Source organism: Bradyrhizobium sp. ERR14 (assembly GCF_014198235.1).
Taxonomy (GTDB): Bacteria; Pseudomonadota; Alphaproteobacteria; order Rhizobiales; family Xanthobacteraceae; genus Bradyrhizobium.
Genome location: NZ_JACIHD010000009.1, coordinates 1 through 15,102, shown reverse-complemented (window position 1 = coordinate 15,102; position 15,102 = coordinate 1). Strand labels below are relative to the sequence as shown.

Sequence of the window (15,102 nt, the reverse complement as noted above, 5' to 3'; positions counted from 1 at the left end):
GCATCAAACCTGGAGAGTTTCATGAACCAGCCGAACGGCTATGAAGCGCCGCGCCTCTACCACACCATGCGCTGCAGGGATGCGGAGGCGATGATCGCCTGGCTGAAGAACGTTCTCGGCTTCGCCGAACGCGTGGTGTACCGCAACGAGGGCACGATCGTTCACGCCGAGCTGGCGTTCGGATCGTCGATCCTCATGCTGGGCGCACATCGCGACGATGCCTACGGCAAACTGGTTGGCGATATCGGCGGCCGGCGGACGGATGCCGTCTATATGGCCGTTGATGATCCCGACGCGCTCTATGCGAAGGTGAAAGCCGCTGGTGCAGAGATCGAGATGGAGCCCTACACGACCGATTATGGCAGCCGCGATTTCGCCGCGCGCGATCCGGAGGGCGGCCTCTGGAGCTTTGGCACCTATTGGCCCAAGGTCGGCGAACAGCCGCTCGCCGGATAGGTGGACGCTCACGTCAGCGACTGCTCGGCGGCCGCGGCTCGAGCCCAGCCGCGTCCGCGCCGGGAATGCGGGCGGCCCGGCCGTCTTGCTTGCTAGATCGACCAGTAGTTCGGATGCTGGTAGGGCCGCGAGCGGTCGCCCCAGTCGAACTCATCGCCATCGAATTCGCAGGGACCGCTGCTCAATTGCTCCGGCGTCAGGTCGGCCTGGAAGGCCTGGCGTCCCGGATCATATTTCAACGCGCTCCACTGCACGGGATAATGGTGATGTGTCCCGAGCAACCTGCCGGTCTTGACCACCGCGTAAGCGACCGTTCCACTGACCTTGTCGAGCATCAATCGCTCGATCGTGCCGAGCTTCGTGCCGTCACACCCATAGACGGCGACGTGTTCGACGCGATCACTGGGAACCATGGTGTGTTGCATGGCGTGCTCCCTGGGTTCTTGCGTTGCGGGCATTATAGTCCTGTAGCCCGGATCAGCGAAGCGACATCCGGGGCCTTGCGATGCTTCCCGGGGTATCGCGACGCTCGCCCGGGCTACAGCTAGAGCAGTTGCGAACGCACGGAGTCCGCGCCTTCCCGCAACAGCGGCAGGAACCGGTCGATCAATTCCTGCGCCGGCACGCGGTCGACATGGGCGCCCATGTTGATGGCGGCGACGATCACGTCGTCGTAGCGGCGCACCGGAACCGAGATCGAGCGGAAATGCGGCTCGGCCTCGCGGTCGACCAGTGAATAGCCTTGCGTGCGATCGGCGGCGATGCGCGCGAGCAGCGCCTCCGGGTCGGTCTGCGTCTGCGGCGTCAGCGCCCCGCGCGTCATCGCCTTCAGGCGCGCGGCAAGGTCGGCATCGTCGAGCTGGCCCAGCATGGCGCGGCCGACCGAGGTGCAGAATGAAGGCAGCCGATAGCCGATCTCCAACCCGCCCGAGAAAACGCGCGCCGGGCTGCCGCGGGCAATGAACACGACATCATCACCGTCGAGCACGGCGAGCGAGGAGATTTCGTTCGCCGCGGTCGCAACGCGATCGAGCACGGGTTGGAGCACCGCAACGAGCTGATTGGAACGCAAGTAAGATGCCGCCAGCGTCAGCACATGCGGTGTCAGCGAGAACAGCTTGCCATCGCCGCTGACGAAGCCGCCGCGCTGCAGCGTGAACAGCATGCGCCGGGCGGTCGCGCGCGGCAGGTCCGCAGCGCGGGCGAGATCGCTCAGCGTCATCGGGCCTGCATTGCTGCCGAAACATTGCAGCAGGCGCAGGCCGCGATCGAGCGCCTCGACGAAATCCGTCGCACGCTCGTCGCTCTCACTGCGCTTCAGCTTGGGCATGGGACGGGACAATCCTGCAAAATAGTGCTTGCTGCTGCCCCAAGGCATGTCATAATTCGCCCATTCGTTCAATAGGCGAACAAGCGCCACTCCACAAGGATGCACCGCCATGATGAGCCAGGAGCAGAACGACCTGATCACCCGCACCGGTCCGAAGGATCCGTGTGGAAAGCTGATGCGGAGCTATTGGCAGCCGGCGGCGCTGGTGGATGAGCTGGAGGGCGAGCGGCCGATCCGTCCCATCAGGCTGCTCGGCGAGAACCTGGTGCTATTCCGCGACGAGACCGGACGCTACGGCCTGATCGACCGCCACTGCGCCCATCGCGGCGCCGACCTCGCGTTCGGACGGCTCGAGCACGGCGGCCTGCGCTGCGCCTTCCATGGCTGGCTGTTCGACGCGACCGGCCAGTGCATCGAAACGCCGGCCGAGCCGAAGGACTCAAAGCTCTGCCAGAACATCCGCCAGCGCTCCTATCCCGTGGTCGAGAAGAGCGGCATCCTCTGGGCCTATCTCGGCGAGGGCGAGCCGCCGGCTTTTCCGGAGCTCGACTGTTTCGTCGCGCCCGGCACGCACACCTTTGCGTTCAAGGGCCACATGGCCTGCAACTGGCTGCAGGCGCTCGAAGTCGGCATCGATCCCGCGCACGCCTCCTACCTGCATCGCTTCTTCGAGGACGAGGACACCTCGACCGCCTACGGCAAGCAGTTCCGCGGCGCCTCCGCAGGCTCCGACCTGCCGATGACGAAAATCCTGCGCGAATACGACCGCCCGATCATCAATGTCGAGCACACCGAATACGGCCTGCGGCTGATCGCGCTGCGCGAGATCGACGAGGAGCGCACCCATGTGCGCGTCACCAACCAGCTGTTCCCGCACGGCTTCGTCATTCCCATGAGCACGGAGATGACGATCACGCAGTGGCACGTGCCGGTCGACGACGAGAACTGCTACTGGTACGCGATCTTCACCAGCTATTCGAACCCGGTCGACAAGCAGAAGATGCGCGACCAGCGGCTCGAGCTCTATGAGCTGCCCGACTACGTCTCGCGCAAGAACAAAGCCAACGATTACGGCTTCGATCCGCACGAGCAGCAGACCGCGACCTATACCGGCATGGGCACCGACATCAACGTCCACGACCAATGGGCGGTGGAATCGATGGGCGCGATCCAGGATCGCACCAAGGAGCATCTCGGCTCGAGCGACAAGGCGATCGTGCAATATCGCCGCGTGCTGCGGCAGGAGATCGAGAAGGTCTCCGGCGGCGAGAAGCCGATGCTGTTTCTCGACGAGAGCAGAGCACGCAGCATCCAGGGACCGGCCACCATGGACGGCATCGGGCCGACCCAGGGGTGGGAGCTCTACTGGATGGAGGTCGACGTCAAGCGCCGCCGCGGGGCACCTTGGGCCGCACCGGTGCCGAAGGAGATCGCGGACAATGTGCACCGGCTGACGGCGGCGGAGTGACGTTCGTGCACGGACCCCGTAGGGTGGGCAAAGGCGCAAAGCGCCGTGCCCACCGCACTTGCGTTCAGATGATAGACTGCGTGGGCACGCTTCGCTTTGCCCACCCTACGGCGGTTGAGGGAGTAGCACAGTGACTTTCGTCGCGCGTCATGCGCTGTGGTCGGATGAGCAGAGGGACGCGGCGACGCGCATGCGCCGCATCGTCGAGGACAAGAATCTCGAGGTCATCCGCCTCGCCTTCCCCGACCAGCACGGCATCCTGCGCGGCAAGACCATCATCGCCTCCGAGGCGATCGCCTCGCTGGAGAGCGGATGCTCAATCACCACCACCATGCTGGCCAAGGATACTTCGCACCGCACGGTATTCCCGGTGTTCACCGCGGGCGGCGGCTTCGGCATGAAGGAGATGGAAGGCGCGGCCGACGTGCTGATGGTCGCCGACCCCACCACGTTTCGGGTTTTGCCATGGGCGCCGACCACGGGCTGGGTGCTGTGCGACCTCTGCTTCAATGACGGCCGCCCGGTGCCGTTCGCGACGCGCGGGCTCTATCGCAAGGTGCTCGACGAGCTCGCGGGCCGCGGCCACGATTTCGTCGCCGGCCTCGAGGTCGAATTCCACATCTTCAAGCTCGACGACCCGCATATGCGCCCCGAGGACGCCGGCCAGCCGGGCACGCCACCATCAGTGAGCCTGCTCAGCCACGGCTATCAATATCTCACCGAGCAGCGCTTCGATCAGATGGAGCCGGTGCTGGAGATCCTGCGCCGCGACATCGTCGCGCTCGGGCTGCCCTTGCGCTCGGTCGAGGTCGAGTTCGGGCCGAGCCAGTGCGAGTTCACCTTCGCGCCGCGGAAGGGGATCGAGCCCGCCGACAACATGGTGCTGTTTCGGAGCGCCGTGAAGCAGATCGCGCGGCGACACGGCTATCACGCCACCTTCATGTGCCGGCCGAAACTGCCGAACGTGTTCGCGAGCGGCTGGCATCTGCACCAGTCGATCGTCTCGCGCGCCAGCGGCGAGAATCTGTTCATGGTGAAAGACGGCGGCGAGCCGCTCAGCGCCTTCGGCCGCTCATACCTCGCCGGCCTGCTCGACCACGCCCGCGCCTCGACGGTGTTCACCACTCCGACCATCAACGGCTACAAGCGCTACCGCTCCTACTCGCTGGCGCCGGACCGCGCGATCTGGGGCCGCGACAATCGCGGCGTGATGATCCGCGTGCTCGGCGGCGCCAATGATGCCGCAACGCGCCTGGAGAACCGCATCGGCGAGCCCGCCGCCAATCCCTATCTCTACATGGCCTCGCAGATCCTCTCGGGCCTCGACGGCGCGGACCGCAAGCTCGATCCCGGTCCCTCCGCCGACACGCCCTACGAGACCAAGGCGCCGCTGCTGCCGAAATCGCTGCGCGATGCGGTCAGCGCGCTGAAGGACGATCCGTTCTTCCGCGAGAAGTTCGGGGCTGAGTTCGTCGACTATTACACCCACATCAAGAACGCCGAGATCGACCGCTTCCTGTCTGAAGTGACCGACTGGGAGCACCGCGAATATTTCGAGGTGTTTTGACATCCTGTCCTGGGGATTCCTCTCAAGGCGAGTACGGCTCACGGCCGTGTGAAGCGGCTTCGTCGCGCCGGTTCCGACGACATCCCACCGCTGCCGGACGAAGCCATTTTCCATCCCCGCGAAAACCCACGGAAAGAGTCCTGCGCTAGGGTTGCTGCATGTGATCAACAGTGGAGTTCGATCATGTGGGAACAATTATTCAGCCTGATCTACCGTCTGTCCTGCCGGACAACCTTGATCAACATCGGTGTGCATCGTCTGGCGCGCTGAAACTCAATGGATGCGCGATAGGTAAGACGGATTGACCAGATTAGGAGCGTTTCCATGCGCAAGCTGGTCCTGATCGCAACGGTGTCTTTGCTCACAAGCCAGGCCTATGCGGGTGGGTCGCGGAGCCTCAGCTTGGCAGCCAACAATTCAAGCCAGCAGGCGACTGAGCAGCCCGCCACGGCGGCAGCGGTCTCGCCGCAAACCACCCAGGCGCCGTCGCAGCCGGCAAACGTCCAGACTGCGACCACCGCACCAACCTCAGCGACGGCACCGGCGGCCACGACGGCACCAGCCACGAAGGCATCAGCCACGCCATCACCGCCGCCGGCAAGCACGGCCGGAACGACCAAGCCGAAGCGGCGCCAGTCGCCCACCGAGGCCCGAATCGTGCGCGAGTTGCACCGTCACGGGATCTATTGGTGATCCCGCTCACCAGCGATAGCCGAGCGTTGCGATGACGGTCAGTGGTGCGCCGCGGTAGCAGTACCCAACCTGGCACGTCGTGTAGTGCAGATTGAACAGGTTCTTGGCGTTGACCTGGAACTGCAGGCCCTTCAGCTCATTCGCCGCCTGGCCAAAATCATATTTCAGCGCAGCATCAACCAAGGTCACCGAGCTGTTCTTGAACGTGTTCAGATCGTCACCATAGCTCCAGGACATGTATCGCACGCCGCCACCGATGCTCAAGCCGGCAAACGGGCCGGCGAGCGGCAGGGCATAATTGCCCCACAGCGTCGCGGTGTGCGGAGGATTGCCCGACGGAAACTTGCCGATCTGCGCGCTGTCGCCGGCCTGCTTGGTGACCATGTCGAGATAGGTGTAGGACGAGGTGATGTCGAAACCACCGCCGAGGCTCGCCAGCGCCTGCAATTCGAAGCCGCGGCTTTGAATCTCGCCGCGCTGGACCGTGACGCCGGTCCCGGTCGTGACGAGGCCCCCGCTCTGGGTCAGGTCGAACACCGCAGCAGTGATGAAGCTCCTCGTCCCCAGCGGCTGGTACTTGACGCCGATCTCGGTCTGCTTGCCGGTGGTAGGCTTGAAGAAGGCGCCGGTGGGATCGACGCCGAGATTGGGAAAGAACGAGGTTGAATAGGCGACATAAGGCGCAACCCCGGAATCGAATACATAGGTCAGCCCGGCGCGCCCGCTATAGGCCTGTTCGGACTGCTGCTGGCGGGTCAGCGCGAACTGATCCTCGCCCGTGGTGCGAACCCAGTCGCTGCGGCCGCTCAGTGTCAGGATCCAGTGGTCGAGCTTGGCCTGGTCCTGAATGTACACGCCGGATTGGGTCTGCCGCTGCTGCGTCGAGGACGAGATCGCGGGATCGGGAATGGATTCCGGCGCGTAGACCGGGGCGGCCAGATTGAGGGGGGAAACCCCGAAGCCAAATCCCTGCTTGTCGTCGAATTTCGACGCCGTGTAATCGGTGCCGACCAGGAGCGTGTGCTGCACCGGGCCGGTCGAGAGCTTTGCCTCGACCTGGTTGTCCATGATGGCCGATTGCAGCGTGTCGTGGACGTAGCCGGTATAGCGCGAGACGACATTGCCGACGGGAGCGCCGAGAAAGCCGACATAGCGCGTGACCGCATCGACATCGACATAGCGGAATTTCTGGCGAACGGTCACGGCGTTGTTGAACGCATGCTCGAACAAATAGCCGACGCGTCCCTGCTCCTGGTCGAGCGAATTGTAGGACGGACTGCCGGTGAAGATGTCCGTCGTGGTGCCGGTGCCCGTGGAATAGGTGAACATCGAGCCCGGCGTCTTCGATTTCTGGTAGGCGCCGAGAATGGTGAGGGTCGTCGATTGGTCCGGCTTCCAGGTGACGGCGGGAGCGACATAGACACGATTGTCCTTGCCGCCGGGCACGAACACGTCGGCGTCGCGCACGACGCCGGTCAATCGATAGGAAAATTGACCGTTGGGATCGACCGGACCCGAGAAATCGAAATTGCCCTGCACGCGCTCGCGGTCGCCGAACACCGTCTGCACCTCGTGGAACGGCTGGCTGGTCGGCGGCTTGCTTTGCAGGTCGATCAATCCGCCGGGCGAGCCGAGGCCGTAGAGGGCCGAGCTCGGCCCGCGGACCACGGTGATGCTGTCGACGCCATAGGGCTCGGTCTTGAACACGCCGAGACCGGCGCCGACGAGGCGCAAGCCGTCGAGATAGATGCCGTTATAGGTGATGTCGAAGCCGCGGATCGAGATGGCATCGAAGCGCGGATCGTAACCTGAAGCATCGATGCGGACGCCCGGTTCATAGCCGACCGCCTCGGTCAGCGTCTGCACGGCGCGATCGTTGAGCTCCTTGCGGGTCACGACCGAAATCGACTGCGGCGTCTCGAGCAATGGCGTGTTCGTCTTGGTGCCCGCCGAGCTGCTGCTTGCGACATAGCTGTTCTCGCTCGACGGATTGGCGCGGCCGCTTCCCGCCTCGCGCGTGTCCGCGTTTCTGGCTTGTCCGGACCCGGCATTGCGCGGCGTCGCGGCGCGGCCACGCTGCGATTGTGAGGCGCGCTGGACAGATTGGGCACGCGGACGCGCCTGGCTCGGTGCCTCCACCGTGACCGGCGGCAATGTGCCCGCCGTCGAAGGCGAATTGGTTCCGGAGACCTGTGCGGCCGAGGGCGTCGCGTGCAGGACCATTCCCAAACCGGCCGCTCCCAGACCAGTTCTCACCAACCGTTCCCAGCCGAGCGTCTGCCCGTCGTTCCGCCTCATCGTCTTCCCCGAGTTCCGTGTTCAACAACCCGGGTGTAACCAGATCAAAGCAGCCGCCGCCTTTGCGCGCGCGCAAATCACCTTTGATCCCACGTGGAGGCTTTCAAGTTTTACTGATAGTGGCTCGGCGAATGGCCGAAGCGCCTGCGGAAAGCCGTCGCGAAATTTGCCGGATGGGCGTAGCCGACCCGATAGGCCGCTTCGGTGACGGACAAGCGCTGATGAATCAAAAAGGCACGTGCGGCATCGAGCCGCTGAGCCCTGAGATAGTCGATCGCGCTCTGGCCATATGCCATCCGGAATTTCTGGTTGAAGGACCTGCGGCTCAGCCCCGCGTTCCGCGCCAGTTCGTCGATGCTCCAGGGATAGGCGAGATCGGCGTCCATCCGCTGCTTCACCGATTGCAACCGCGTCCACTGCAGATCGGTGGCGGGATCGGCGGCAATCCAGCCGCGCTCGCCGAACAGGGCGTGGACCACGATCTCGGCGGCATGCGCCGACAGCAGCAATTGCGCCGCGCTGCCGGTGACCGGCGGCGAAAACATTTCTGCCGCGACCGCCTGTATGCGCGCAGATGCCCTCAGCGAGACGATCGCTGCGCCCGAGACGTCGTTCGCAAACAGCGCCCGAAACTCATCGCCGAGTCCAAGTCCATCAGGTTTGGGGAAACGCCAGGCCGATTGCGGAACGCTCGCCGGAATGAACCGCGCGTTCCGCTGCGCAGGTCTCGCGCACGGCAATTGCCGTCATCTGCCCGTCGCAGCCAGCGCTGCGCGTCAGAATGCCGCGGCCTGCGCCACCATCAACGGAGACCGAGATGAACAGACCCGGGGCTGCGATCGCAGAGCCTTCGGCATCGGCTCGAAACTCACCTCTGACAAACACGCAGCCCGGAAAATCCAGCCATTGCGCTGTCGAAGCGCCCGGCTGTGCGGAACCGATGTCGTCTTGAGGCCGTCCGACAATTTGATCGTAGAAGTCCCGCATCGAATCCGCTTACGCCGCGGCTTCTTTGACCGCTTGACGGCGGCGCGCTCAAGAGCTCTGCGCGCGGTTTGGAGGGATTCGAAACTGGATTTGCTCGAAGAGAATCTTGCGCGTCGCGCGCGGTCGGCAGGAACGCGCCTCAGATGCCGAGATATTTGTGCTGGAGATCCGGTTCCGCCATCAGCTGATCGGAGGTGCCGCTCCACACCGTCTTGCCGCGCTCGATGATGGTGTGGCGGTCGCAGATGCGAGCGAGATGGTCGACGTTCTTGTCGACGACCAGGATCGACTGTCCGCGGCTCTTGAGCAGCGACAGGCAGTTCCAGATTTCCTCGCGGATCAGCGGCGCGAGGCCTTCGGTCGCTTCGTCCAGGATCAGGAGTTTTGGATTGGTCATCAGCGCGCGGCCGATCGCGAGCATCTGCTGCTCGCCGCCGGAGAGCTGGTTGCCCATGTTGGCGGCGCGTTCGGCAAGGCGCGGAAACAACACGTAGATCGCGGCCAGCGTCCAGGGATTGGGGCTGCCGAAGCGGTCGGCGGCGGCCGCGACCAGGTTTTCGCGCACGGTGAGGTTCGGGAAGATCTGGCGTCCCTCGGGGACCAGGCCGACGCCGAGCTTTGCGATCCTGTAGGAGGGAAGCTGCCTGACCTCGGCGCCCGCGAAACGAATGCTGCCGGCGCGCGCCGGCGTCAGGCCCATGATGGAGCGGATGGTCGTGGTCTTGCCCATGCCGTTGCGGCCCATCAGCGAGACCATCTCGCCCGGCTTGATCGACAGCGATAGGCCGAACAGCACCTGGGAGAGGCCGTAGCAGGTCTCGATGCCGTCGACCTCGAGCAGCGTGTCAGCCATGATGCGTCACCACGTGCTGGTCGCCGAGATAGGCGCGCTTGACGTCTTCGTTGGCACGGATCGCGGCCGGATCGCCCGAGGCGATGACGCGGCCATAGACCAGCACCGTAATGCGGTCGGCAAGCGCGAACACCGCCGGCATGTCGTGCTCGACCAGCACGATCGAGACTTCCTTGCGCAGCTCCTGGAGCAGCTTCACCATGCGCTGGGATTCGGTGACCCCCAAGCCGGCCATCGGCTCGTCGAGCAGCAGGAGCTTCGGCTTGCTCGCGAGCGCCACCGCAAGCTCGAGCTCGCGCCGCTCGCCATGGCTGAGCCGGTTCACCACGACGTCGGCGCGATGCAACAGGCCGACGCGATCGAGCGCGGCGTGGGCGGCATCGCGCAGGGATCGCTCCTTGCGCGCATTGGCAAAGAAGCGAAACGAGGTGCCGGCATGGGCTTGCGCCGCCAGCGCGACGTTGTCGGCGGCGGTGAAGTCGAGCAGCAGCGAGGTGATCTGGAACGAGCGCGCAAGGCCCAGCGCGCAGCGGCGATAGGCCGGCAAATAGGTGATGTCGCGTCCCGCCAGCGAGACGCTGCCGGAATGCGGCTCGAGATGTCCGGTGAGCTGGCTGATCAGCGTGGTCTTGCCGGCGCCGTTCGGGCCGATGATGGCGTGCAGCTCGCCCGCGGCGACGTCGAGCGAGACATTATCCGTCGCAACGATGCCGCCGAAGCGCCGCACCAGCTTTTCGACGCGAAGCAAGGGTTCAGCCACGGCCGGCCCTCCCCAGCATGCCCATGATGCCGCCGCGCCCGAACAGCACGATCAGCAGCAGCAGCGGGCCCATGATCAGCGCCCAATATTCGGTGATCTGCGACAGGAATTCCTCCAGCAGCAGGAACACCACCGCGCCCATGATCGGGCCAAACAGCGTGCCCATGCCGCCCAGGATCACCATCACCATGAGATCGCCGGAGCGCGTCCAGTACATCACGGCCGGGCTGACGAAGTCGGTGTTGTTGGCGAGCAGAGCGCCGGCGAGGCCGCACATGGTGCCTGAAATGACGAAGCAGACCAGCTGGTAGCGCTTTGCCGGGAAGCCGATCGCCTGCATGCGCTGCTCGTTGGAGCGCAGGCCCTGCACGACGAGGCCGAAGCGCGAATTGACGATGCGCCAGATCAGGAAGATGACACCGAGGAGGCAGGCGAGGCAGAGATAATAGAACTGCGTGCGGTTCGACAGGTTGATCAGCCCGGAGAAGTCGCTGCGCTTGTAGACGGTGAGGCCGTCATCGCCGCCGTAGCGCGCGAGGCCGGAGGCGACGTAATAGGCCATCTGAGCGAAAGCGAGCGTGATCATGATGAAATAGACGCCGCGGGTGCGCAAAGAGAGCGCGCCGATCACGAGCGCATAGATCGCGGAGGCCGCGAGCGCGACCGGAAACTGGATGAAGCCGGAACCGACGCCCTCCTGTGCCAGCATGCCGACGGCGTAGCCGCCGATGCCGAGATAGGCGGCGTGGCCGAAGCTCATCATGCCGCCAAAACCCATGATGAGGTTGAGGCTCGCCGCCGCCAGCGCCAGGATGATGATGCGGGTGAACAGCGTCAGGATGAAGATGTTGCCGGAGAGCTGCGAATAGAGCGGCAGCAGCAGGAGGCCCGCCAGCATCAGGGCCGTGACGGCCTTGCTCACAGTGAAAGACTTCATCGACGGTTGGCCGGAAACAGCCCCTCCGGCCGCACCACCAGCACGATCGCCATGAGGAGATAGATCAGCATGGAGGACAGCGCGGGCGCGGCGGTGGAGGCGGCGGCGCCGCTCAACACTTGCCGCAGCAGATTGGGCAGGAAGGCGCGGCCGAGCGTGTCGATCATGCCGACGAAGATCGCGGCCAGGAACGCGCCGCGGATCGAGCCGATGCCGCCGATCACGATGATGACGAAAGCGAGGATCAAAATGTTCTCGCCCATGCCGATCTGCACGGTGAGGATCGGCGCCTGCATCAGGCCCGCAAGGCCGGCGAGCGCGGCCCCCAGGCCGAACACCAGCGTGTAGAGCAGCTTGATGTTGATGCCGAGCGCGCCGATCATCTCGCGGTTGGAGGCGCCGGCGCGGATCAGCATGCCGATGCGGGTGCGCATCACGCCGAGATAGAGCAGCAGCGCCACCAGCAGCGCCACGATGATGATGGCGAGGCGATAGGCGGGATAATGAATACCGGGCAGGATTGGCACCGGCACGGTGAGCCAGGCCGGCAGCGGCAGCGCAAGGCCGGCCGGGCCCCAGATCAGCCGCACGGCTTCGTTGAAGAACAGGATCAGGCCGAAGGTCGCCAGCACATGGTCGAGATGGTCGCGGCCGTAGAGATGCCGCAGCGCGCTCATCTCGAGCACGATGCCGAGCACCAGCGTAGCCCCCAGCGCCATCAGCGCCCCGAGCAGGAAGCTGCCGGTCCACGCCGCGAAAGTCGCGGCGAAATAGGCGCCCATCATGTAGAGCGAGCCGTGCGCGAGGTTGACGAGATCCATGATCCCGAACACCAGCGTCAGGCCGGCGGCGAGCAGGAACAGCAGCAGGCCGAACTGCAATCCGTTCAGGAACTGTTCGACGACGAGCAGCATCAAGACTCTTTCAGGCGCACGCGGTGTCGCGCCGATGTTCGAACACGGTCGCCATCAGTGAAAGAGCTCCCCCTGCCTGTTCAAGGCGGAAAAATGGGTAATGGCAGTATCGTTCAGAGGCAAGAGCGATTCGACACCAAACATGCACTTTGTTGCATGCGGGTGCATGCGGTCGAGACGCTCCGGCAAGAAGGCTGCCGTGCAGGCTGGGGCAACCTGCCGCACCCAAACGATGACCCCCTCGCCGATGGCCGGCGAGAGGGTGCGACTTCGTCGGAATGCAAGGAAGGATTACGTCTAGTGCGACGTCATCTGCTGGGGAAGATCGTCCGGTTCAGCGAGCACGCTGTTGGCCGTCGAGGCCTCCAGCGCCGCCATCCGGAACAGATAGGCGAGCGTCGCCAATCCGGTGTCTTCCGCCATCTGCGCCAGCTCGAGCGCCATGTCGGACATGTAGCCGAGATTCTCGTCCCTGATCTGCGCCATGATCTGGCTGTCCCGCATCATGTTCGACATCTCAGGCGCTCTTTCGTTGCGCGGCAGCAGCGCCGCAGAGGTTGGCACGGGCGACGGCGTCCAGACGCGGGCCGTCCTGGCGCACGACCGAGGTCATGCCGATACGATCGTGCAGGGCATCGAGGGTCTCGCGACGAATGTCGATGGTCGCCGCCATGGTCCATGCATCCTCCACCAGAGCCGGCAGGCCAAGCGGGGTCACCATGAAGCCGGCCTCGTGGAAGCGCGGCAGCCACCAGGTCTCCATGATCGCGCTGACCTGCGCGATCCCCTGATTGAGGCAGAACTCCTGCACCGCCGCCATCAGTTGCAGGTTGAGCGCGCCGTCGCGGCGATCACGCACGACGAAGTAGCGCGACCATTCCCAGACCAGCGGATCCGCGGGGCAGCCGCGCACCGACGCCAGATGCGGGAACACCTCGCTCATCATCGAGGGCTTGGTCGTCGGGTAGAGCCGGTGGCCACCGATGACGCGCCGTCCCTCCAACGCAAGCAGATAGACAGTATCCTCGTCGTCATAGGAATCGATCTCGCGGCAATCCGGCCTGCGCAGCGTCTCCCAGCGCCGCTCCTCGACGAAGATATCGTGGCGCAACCGGAAATGCTGTTCGATCACGTCTTCATAAAGGTGGCGATTTACCGCAGAAATTGCGTGAATCATGAAAACCCCCAATCATCCTCAATGGGGGCAGAGTCTGCGAAAAGAGCCGGATTCGATATTGGGAAATTTCCCAGTACGGCGCTTACGGATTGATGATTTTGTTCCGAATCGCCAGCGCTACCGCATGCGTGCGGTTGACGGCACCGAGCTTGCGCGCGGCAGTTGCAAGATGCTCTTCCGCCGTGCGCTGCGTGATGTGTAAGATCTCACCGATCTCCCAGGCCGACTTGCCCTGCGAGGCCCAGGAGATCACCTCGCGCTCGCGCGGGGTGAGGCGCGTCGAGGGATAAGGCGTCGGCTCGAGCAGACGGCGTATGTGGTCGAAGCCATACATCGCCATCAGATGCAGTGCCGGCTTGCTGCGCGGATTGAGGTCGAGATGAACGCCGCCAAGCGACACCGCCGCTTCATAGCCGGTGAGCCCGTGGATCGGCACGATGAAGCCCCGCGACATGCGAAAATCGGTGGCGCGGTTCATCACCTCGGCCGCGTTCGGCTCGAGTTCGGCGTCATAGGGCGCTTCCGACCATTCGAACGGATTGACCGATTGCCGACACAGCCGCACCACCGGATCGAAGCGATCGTAATTGTTCTGGGTGTAGAGGCTGAACCAGCCCGCCGGCCAGCGCTTGGCAAGCACCATCTGCGCAAACCGCTGGTCGGGATTGGGCAATCCCGTCACGATGATGGTTTCGAAGCCGAAACGACCGAACGCCGTCTCGAGCGCATTCATGGCATCGGGCACCTTGCGATAGGTCCCCAGGCCTTCAATGAAGTCGAGCGCCTCCCGGCCATAATCTACGGCGGACATCGGTGCGTTTCCTGCCCCACACCGCCTCGTATAGCACGTATTTGGGGACTGCCTCAATTCGCTGCGGCCGTAGTTTCCCGGTGCTCATCTGCTCTGAAGATTTAAACTACTTGTGGAAGAATTGCCCTCACGATACACCTGAGCGACCGAAGCGGGAACACCACGATGGAAGACGAGGATATTGCCCTCAACAGCGTGCTCGGCCTGGAATTGAACCGCGTGTTTTTCGCCGTCCGCGAAACCGCAAACAAGCAGAAGATCATCGAGTTCGCGCGCGCGGTGCTGGAAGGCGAGCGCGAGGAGCTGGCCGAGAGCGTATTGCCCGAGGGCCCGGCGAGCTGAGACACGGCCGCAGCGCCGACGAACCAATTCGAGCGCCGCCGCCCTTCTGTTCGAACGCGCTGATTTTAGTCGAAAACAATCTGACAGCGAACTTGAGTTTCCCTTCTTCCCTTGTGGGAGAACGTGGCATAGGCGGCCTTCGGCCGCCGTTCTAAATGGACGCCGAAGCGAAACTTCGGCTATGGCGCCGAATGAGGGTCTCTATCCACAAGTGCAGTATCGTAGGGTGGGCAAAGCGACTTGTCCGCCATAGCTCGAAGAGCGACGGCGGAAGCGCGCCCACGTCCTGCCTATTTGGTGAGACGACGTGGGCACGGCGCAAGTGCGCCTTTGCCCACCCTGCGATTCCGGACTCGCTGAGAGAGACCCCTCGCCCGTCTCGCCGCTTTCGCGGCGAGCCACCCTCTCCCCCAGGGGGCCTGTTGCGTTATCGGTCTTGGAGGCTGAGGACATGAGGAGAGAGGGGCGCGGTCACGGCAATTGCCAGCGAGGTCTCTAGTGTTCGCCCT

General features: G+C 64.2%; 17 protein-coding genes. 4 read left to right on the top strand and 13 right to left on the bottom strand.

Annotated elements, in window-relative coordinates; translation table 11 throughout:
• The first annotated feature begins 21 nt into the window (after positions 1 to 21).
• Complete coding sequence (locus GGD62_RS23980) at positions 22 to 456, top strand: VOC family protein (RefSeq protein WP_183710552.1); 435 nt, start codon at positions 22 to 24, stop codon at positions 454 to 456.
• A 92-nt stretch (positions 457 to 548) separates the two neighbouring features.
• Here GGD62_RS23980 and GGD62_RS23975 read toward each other — a convergent pair whose 3' ends face one another.
• Positions 549 to 881 (bottom strand): PRC-barrel domain-containing protein, encoded by a 333-nt coding sequence (locus GGD62_RS23975; protein WP_018316888.1) that lies wholly within the window; start codon positions 879 to 881, stop codon positions 549 to 551.
• Positions 882 to 1,000: 119 nt separating this feature from the next.
• Positions 1,001 to 1,786, bottom strand: a complete 786-nt coding sequence (locus GGD62_RS23970; RefSeq protein ID WP_026201748.1) for an IclR family transcriptional regulator C-terminal domain-containing protein — start codon at positions 1,784 to 1,786, stop codon at positions 1,001 to 1,003.
• Between the two features lie 109 nt (positions 1,787 to 1,895).
• Between GGD62_RS23970 and GGD62_RS23965 the strand changes: the two genes are divergently transcribed.
• The gene (locus tag GGD62_RS23965; protein WP_183710550.1) at positions 1,896 to 3,254 is read left to right on the top strand and encodes an aromatic ring-hydroxylating dioxygenase subunit alpha; all 1,359 of its coding nucleotides are present in this window, start codon (positions 1,896 to 1,898) and stop codon (positions 3,252 to 3,254) included.
• A gap of 130 nt (positions 3,255 to 3,384) precedes the next feature.
• Entirely contained in the window at positions 3,385 to 4,821 is a 1,437-nt protein-coding gene (locus GGD62_RS23960; RefSeq protein ID WP_183710548.1) for a glutamine synthetase family protein, read from the top strand.
• A gap of 374 nt (positions 4,822 to 5,195) precedes the next feature.
• On the opposite strand, the gene GGD62_RS23955 is transcribed toward GGD62_RS23960, so the two are convergent.
• The 11 genes from GGD62_RS23955 to GGD62_RS23910 form a co-directional block, all read right to left on the bottom strand.
• Entirely contained in the window at positions 5,196 to 5,441 is a 246-nt protein-coding gene (locus GGD62_RS23955) for a hypothetical protein (RefSeq protein WP_183710546.1), read from the bottom strand.
• A 79-nt stretch (positions 5,442 to 5,520) separates the two neighbouring features.
• Entirely contained in the window at positions 5,521 to 7,812 is a 2,292-nt protein-coding gene (locus tag GGD62_RS23950) for a TonB-dependent siderophore receptor (protein ID WP_246800277.1), read from the bottom strand.
• A gap of 110 nt (positions 7,813 to 7,922) precedes the next feature.
• Entirely contained in the window at positions 7,923 to 8,357 is a 435-nt protein-coding gene (locus GGD62_RS40910) for a helix-turn-helix domain-containing protein (RefSeq protein ID WP_246800276.1), read from the bottom strand.
• A 109-nt stretch (positions 8,358 to 8,466) separates the two neighbouring features.
• Entirely contained in the window at positions 8,467 to 8,799 is a 333-nt protein-coding gene (locus GGD62_RS40905; RefSeq protein WP_246800275.1) for a hypothetical protein, read from the bottom strand.
• Between the two features lie 139 nt (positions 8,800 to 8,938).
• Positions 8,939 to 9,652 (bottom strand): ABC transporter ATP-binding protein, encoded by a 714-nt coding sequence (locus GGD62_RS23940; RefSeq protein ID WP_092251679.1) that lies wholly within the window; start codon positions 9,650 to 9,652, stop codon positions 8,939 to 8,941.
• The gene (locus GGD62_RS23935; RefSeq protein ID WP_018316880.1) at positions 9,645 to 10,412 is read right to left on the bottom strand and encodes an ABC transporter ATP-binding protein; all 768 of its coding nucleotides are present in this window, start codon (positions 10,410 to 10,412) and stop codon (positions 9,645 to 9,647) included. The genes GGD62_RS23940 and GGD62_RS23935 overlap by 8 nt, the downstream gene beginning before the upstream one ends.
• Positions 10,405 to 11,349, bottom strand: a complete 945-nt coding sequence (locus GGD62_RS23930; protein WP_183710544.1) for a branched-chain amino acid ABC transporter permease — start codon at positions 11,347 to 11,349, stop codon at positions 10,405 to 10,407. The genes GGD62_RS23935 and GGD62_RS23930 overlap by 8 nt, the downstream gene beginning before the upstream one ends.
• On the bottom strand, positions 11,346 to 12,263 hold the full coding sequence (locus GGD62_RS23925; protein WP_018316878.1) for a branched-chain amino acid ABC transporter permease: 918 nt from the start codon (positions 12,261 to 12,263) through the stop codon (positions 11,346 to 11,348). The genes GGD62_RS23930 and GGD62_RS23925 overlap by 4 nt, the downstream gene beginning before the upstream one ends.
• A gap of 297 nt (positions 12,264 to 12,560) precedes the next feature.
• Positions 12,561 to 12,779, bottom strand: coding sequence for a hypothetical protein (locus GGD62_RS23920; RefSeq protein ID WP_018316877.1), 219 nt, complete (start codon positions 12,777 to 12,779; stop codon positions 12,561 to 12,563).
• A 1-nt stretch (position 12,780) separates the two neighbouring features.
• Positions 12,781 to 13,440 (bottom strand): acyl-homoserine-lactone synthase, encoded by a 660-nt coding sequence (locus tag GGD62_RS23915; RefSeq protein WP_177236864.1) that lies wholly within the window; start codon positions 13,438 to 13,440, stop codon positions 12,781 to 12,783.
• 82 nt (positions 13,441 to 13,522) lie between these two features.
• Positions 13,523 to 14,251 (bottom strand): LuxR family transcriptional regulator, encoded by a 729-nt coding sequence (locus tag GGD62_RS23910; protein ID WP_092251675.1) that lies wholly within the window; start codon positions 14,249 to 14,251, stop codon positions 13,523 to 13,525.
• Positions 14,252 to 14,416: 165 nt separating this feature from the next.
• Between GGD62_RS23910 and GGD62_RS23905 the strand changes: the two genes are divergently transcribed.
• Complete coding sequence (locus GGD62_RS23905) at positions 14,417 to 14,593, top strand: hypothetical protein (protein ID WP_092251674.1); 177 nt, start codon at positions 14,417 to 14,419, stop codon at positions 14,591 to 14,593.
• Positions 14,594 to 15,102 lie beyond the last annotated feature (509 nt).

Coding starts and splice junctions, on each gene's coding strand:
- GGD62_RS23950 (WP_246800277.1), bottom strand. CDS start 7,812: ATGAGGCGGAACGACGGGCAGACGCTCGGCTGGGAACGGTTGGTGAGA.
- GGD62_RS23965 (WP_183710550.1), top strand. CDS start 1,896: ATGATGAGCCAGGAGCAGAACGACCTGATCACCCGCACCGGTCCGAAG.
- GGD62_RS23905 (WP_092251674.1), top strand. CDS start 14,417: ATGGAAGACGAGGATATTGCCCTCAACAGCGTGCTCGGCCTGGAATTG.
- GGD62_RS23915 (WP_177236864.1), bottom strand. CDS start 13,440: ATGATTCACGCAATTTCTGCGGTAAATCGCCACCTTTATGAAGACGTG.
- GGD62_RS23920 (WP_018316877.1), bottom strand. CDS start 12,779: ATGTCGAACATGATGCGGGACAGCCAGATCATGGCGCAGATCAGGGAC.
- GGD62_RS23975 (WP_018316888.1), bottom strand. CDS start 881: ATGCAACACACCATGGTTCCCAGTGATCGCGTCGAACACGTCGCCGTC.
- GGD62_RS23940 (WP_092251679.1), bottom strand. CDS start 9,652: ATGGCTGACACGCTGCTCGAGGTCGACGGCATCGAGACCTGCTACGGC.
- GGD62_RS40910 (WP_246800276.1), bottom strand. CDS start 8,357: ATGTTTTCGCCGCCGGTCACCGGCAGCGCGGCGCAATTGCTGCTGTCG.
- GGD62_RS40905 (WP_246800275.1), bottom strand. CDS start 8,799: ATGCGGGACTTCTACGATCAAATTGTCGGACGGCCTCAAGACGACATC.
- GGD62_RS23970 (WP_026201748.1), bottom strand. CDS start 1,786: ATGCCCAAGCTGAAGCGCAGTGAGAGCGACGAGCGTGCGACGGATTTC.
- GGD62_RS23910 (WP_092251675.1), bottom strand. CDS start 14,251: ATGTCCGCCGTAGATTATGGCCGGGAGGCGCTCGACTTCATTGAAGGC.
- GGD62_RS23925 (WP_018316878.1), bottom strand. CDS start 12,263: ATGCTGCTCGTCGTCGAACAGTTCCTGAACGGATTGCAGTTCGGCCTG.
- GGD62_RS23980 (WP_183710552.1), top strand. CDS start 22: ATGAACCAGCCGAACGGCTATGAAGCGCCGCGCCTCTACCACACCATG.
- GGD62_RS23930 (WP_183710544.1), bottom strand. CDS start 11,349: ATGAAGTCTTTCACTGTGAGCAAGGCCGTCACGGCCCTGATGCTGGCG.